4 protein-coding genes are annotated in these 4,084 nt (G+C 73.4%); 3 read left to right on the forward strand and 1 reads right to left on the reverse strand.

Annotated features, from left to right (window positions below; all coding sequences use genetic code 11):
• Nucleotides 1–143 precede the first annotated feature (143 nt).
• Both ACJA3G_RS31780 and lnt read left to right on the forward strand, forming a co-directional pair.
• Nucleotides 144–629 (forward strand): nuclear transport factor 2 family protein, encoded by a 486-nt coding sequence (locus ACJA3G_RS31780; protein ID WP_406556505.1) that lies wholly within the window; start codon nucleotides 144–146, stop codon nucleotides 627–629.
• 150 nt (nucleotides 630–779) lie between these two features.
• The gene (gene lnt, locus ACJA3G_RS31785; RefSeq protein ID WP_406556506.1) at nucleotides 780–2,384 is read left to right on the forward strand and encodes an apolipoprotein N-acyltransferase; all 1,605 of its coding nucleotides are present in this window, start codon (nucleotides 780–782) and stop codon (nucleotides 2,382–2,384) included.
• On the opposite strand, the gene ACJA3G_RS31790 is transcribed toward lnt, so the two are convergent.
• On the reverse strand, nucleotides 2,308–3,213 hold the full coding sequence (locus ACJA3G_RS31790; RefSeq protein WP_406556507.1) for a Gfo/Idh/MocA family protein: 906 nt from the start codon (nucleotides 3,211–3,213) through the stop codon (nucleotides 2,308–2,310). The two genes, lnt and ACJA3G_RS31790, sit on opposite strands and share 77 nt — an antisense overlap.
• A 141-nt stretch (nucleotides 3,214–3,354) precedes the next feature.
• Here ACJA3G_RS31790 and ACJA3G_RS31795 point away from each other — a divergent pair, with 141 nt between their 5' ends.
• Nucleotides 3,355–3,876, forward strand: coding sequence for a DinB family protein (locus ACJA3G_RS31795; protein ID WP_406556508.1), 522 nt, complete (start codon nucleotides 3,355–3,357; stop codon nucleotides 3,874–3,876).
• The last annotated feature ends 208 nt before the right edge of the window (nucleotides 3,877–4,084 follow it).

Genomic DNA, 4,084 nt, shown 5'->3' on the forward strand with positions numbered 1-4,084 from the left:
CCCCGGAGCGCCTCCGGCTCGGACAGTCCTCCTGTTGGCGCCCACGGGTAGCACGCGGCGCGCCACGCCCACAAGAGCGGGCCCGCCGCACCGGGGCCGTCGGGGCTCTTGGCCCCTCGCGTCCGCTGCCCGACACTGTGGCGATGACCCAGCGTGTGGAACTCGCGACCGTGATGGACCGGCTCGCCATCGATGAGATCGTCACCGGCTACGCGGCGGCGGTCGACGACGCCGACTGGTCCGCGTACGGGGAGCTGTTCACCCCGGACGGGCGCGCCGACTACCGCGCGGCGGGCGGGCCGGAGGGGCCGGCGGCGGAGGTCGCGGCCTGGCTCACGGAGACGATGCGGCTCTTCCCCGTCCGCCAGCACCTGATCGTCAACCGGCTGCTCACCCTCCAGGACCTCGGCGGCTACCCCGGCGACCGGGCCCGGGTGCGGGCCGACTACCTCAACCCGATGCGATTCGGCGCGCAGGAGAACGGCGGCGGCGGACCTGTGGAGCCCAACTTCTTCTCCGGCGGCCGGTACGACTTCGGGCTGCTGCGTACCGACGCGGGCTGGCGGCTGCGCGAGGTGACCGTGCACGAGAAGTGGCGGCATGTGTCGGGGGCGCTCGCGGGCCGGTGAGCGGGCGTACGGGAGCGCCGCCGGGGCAGACTCGCCGCGTGTACGGCCCGGCTGGGCGCCACCGCCCGGGTGCCGCACACTGAAGGACGCACATCAGGTGAGATGCCCGGGCGGAACCACTGCTCATGGGCGGGGCGAGGAGAGCGCGGCATGCGAGTACCGGTCGGACTGCGACACCGCCTCACGGGGCTGCGTCACCTGGTGATGGTGTCGCGGTGGTGGCGGGGAGCGGCGGCGGTGCTCGCCGGGGCGCTCCCGGCGCTGGCGTTCCCGGCGCCGGGCCTGTGGTGGTTCGCCTATGTCGCGCTCGTGCCGTGGCTGCTGCTGATCCGGTCGGCGCCCGACGGGCGGCGGGCCGCGCTCGACGGCTGGCTGGGCGGCACCGGGTTCATGCTGGCGGTGCACCACTGGCTGATGCCGAGCCTGACGGTCTTCATCGTCGTCCTGGCAGCGCTCCTCGGGCTGCTGTGGGCGCCGTGGGGCGTGCTCGCGCGCTCCCTGCTCCGCGGCCCCGGCGTGGGCGGGCCGTCACCGCGACGGGCCACGGCGGCGCTCGCGGTGCTGCCCTCGGGCTGGCTGATGGTCGAACTGGTCCGCTCCTGGCAGGGCCTGGGCGGCCCCTGGGGAATGCTCGGCTCCAGCCAGTGGCAGGTGCCGATGGCGCTGCGCCTCGCCTCGGTCGGCGGGGTGTGGCTGGTGAGCCTGCTGGTGGTCGGGGTCAACGTCGCGGTGACGGTGCTGCTCGTCTGCCGTCCGGCGCGTACGCCGGTGGTGGCCGCGGTGCTCGCGGGGGCCGTCGCCGCCGGGGCCGTGTGGGCCTGGGCACCCCGCCCGGAGAAGACCGGCCGGGCGCGGATCGCGGTCGTCCAGCCGGGTGTCATCGAGGGCCCCGACGCCCGCTTCGCCCGCAGCGAGACCCTGACCCGTTCGCTGGCGGGGCGGGACGTGGACCTGGTGGTGTGGGGCGAGAGCAGTGTCGGCTCGGACCTCACGGCAAGGCCGGACCTGGCGGCCAGGATCGCCTCGCTCTCGCGGACGGTGGGCGCGGACATCCTGGTCAACGTGGACGCCCGCCGGGCCGACCGGCCCGGCATCTTCAAGAGCTCGGTCCTGGTCGGTCCGGACGGGCCGACGGGTGACCGCTACGACAAGATGCGGCTGGTGCCGTTCGGCGAGTACATCCCGGCCCGTTCGCTGCTCGGCTGGGCCACCTCCGTCGGCAAGGCCGCGGGCGAGGACCGGCGCCGGGGCACGACGCCGGTGGTGATGACGCTGCCGGGCGGCCTGCGGATCGGCCCGCTGGTCTGCTTCGAGTCGGCGTTCCCCGACATGAGCCGCCATCTGGTGCGCGAGGGCGCCGGGCTCGTCGTCTTCCAGTCCTCGACCTCGTCGTTCCAGCACAGCTGGGCGCCCGCGCAGCACGCCTCGCTGGCCGCGCTGCGCGCCGCCGAGACGGGCCGCCCGGCCGTGCACGCCACGCTCACCGGGATCAGCGCGGTGTACGGCCCGGACGGCGAGCGGATCGGCCAGTGGCTCGGTACCGACCGCAGCACGGCCGCCGTCTACGACGTACCGCTCGCCGAGGGCAGCACCCTCTATCTGCGGTTCGGGGACTGGGCGGTGTACACGGCGCTGCTCGTGCTCGCCGCGTACGGCGTCCTCGCCGGGCGGCGCTCGTTCAGGAGGCCTGCTCCAGAGCCTCCCGTACCACCCGCTCGCACAGCTCGTGAGTCGCGAGAGCGTCCCGTGCACTGAGGAGCTTGCCCGCCCGTACGGCGTCGAGGAAGGAGTGCACGGCCTGCTCGATGCCGCGCTGGCGGGCCACCGGCACCCAGTCGCCCCGCCGGCGCACGGTCGGCTGGCCCTTGTGGTCGACGACGTCGCCCAGGTTGAACACCTGCCGCTTGGTGTCCTGCCCGGAGACCTCCAGGATCTCCTCGGTGGAGCCGTTCAGCCGGTTCATGGTGCCGATGGCGGTGAAGCCGTCGCCGGAGAGCTGGAGGACGACGTGCTCCATCAGACCCTCGCGGATCCGGGCCCGCACCACCGTGTGCTCGACCGGCCCCGGCGCCAGGAAGCGCAGGGTGTCCACGACATGGATGAAGTCGTCCAGGACCAGGGTGCGCGGGTCCTCGGGGAGCCCCACGCGGTTCTTCTGCATCAGGATCAGCTCGCGCGGGTGCTCGGCGCACTGCGCGTAGCCGGGGGCCAGACGCCGGTTGAAGCCGACGGCCAGGCTCACTCCGCGATCCTCGGCGAGCTCCACGAGGCGCTGGGAGTCAGCGAGTTCGTACGCCATCGGCTTGTCGACGTACGTCGGTACGCCCGCTTCGAGCAGCCGGGTCACGATCGCCGGGTGCACGGCGGTCGGCGCGTGCACGAAGGCCGCGTCCAGGCCCTCGGCGAGCAGCGCGTCGAGTTCGGTGTGGCGCCGCGCCAGCGGGACGTGGTGGGCGTCGGCGACCCGCGCGAGGGTGGCGGGGGTGCGGGTCTGCAGATGCAGCTCCACCCCCGGCAGGGTGGTCAGGACCGGCAGATACGCCTTCTGCGCGATGTCCCCGAGTCCGATGCAGCCGACCTTCACGAAGTCTCCTGTCGCCGTTCGGCTTTCCGCTTCCTTGGCTGGTCAGCATACGTGGACGGGAGACCGCCGGCCGGTGGCGGCGGGTGGGGCGGCGGCGATAACCCGTGGCGGTCGCGGGGGTGATCCGTGAGGATGGCCGCCATGACGACGACCGAGACGCCAGAACGCCAGGAGCCCGCCCTCGACGCCGACGAGCTGTCGATGCTCGTGGGCTGGCTGGAGTACCACCGGGAGACCCTCGCCGTGAAGTGCGCGGGCCTCACCGACGAACAGCTCAGGACCGCCTCGATGCCGCCGTCGGGGCTGACCCTGATGGGTCTGGTCCGGCACATGGCCGAGGTCGAACAGCACTGGTTCAGCAATGTCTTCGGCGGTGAGGAGGGCGCGCCGCACTACTTCACCGACGAGGACCCGGACGGCGACTTCCACGTCGGCCCCGAGGACACCTTCGAGGAGGCGCTCGCCACCTGGCGCGGCGAGATCGCCAAGTCCCGCGCCCATGCCGAGGGCCACACCCTCGACGAGCTGAGCACCGGCACCTCCCGTGGCGGTCGGCACTTCAACCTGCGCTGGATCTACACCCACATGATCGAGGAGTACGCGCGCCACAACGGCCACGCCGATCTGCTGCGCGAGGGCGTCGACGGCACCACCGGAGACTGAAGCAAAACGCCGGGGAGCCGGGCGGCGTCACCCCGCGCGGTCACTCGTGCGGACCAATCCCGGCCCGCACGCGCGCGCAACGGGCCTCGCGTCCAGCAGAGTTGAGCGGGTGCACCGAACCCGTACCGCAGTGAGGCTCCTCGTGGGGGTGGCCGCCCTGGCCGTCACCGGTTGTGTCAGCGTCGAGCACGGCCCCGCCCCGGGGCCG

Origin of the sequence: Streptomyces sp. YS-3 (genome assembly GCF_045257485.1) — a bacterium.
Taxonomy (GTDB): domain Bacteria; phylum Actinomycetota; class Actinomycetes; order Streptomycetales; family Streptomycetaceae; genus Streptomyces.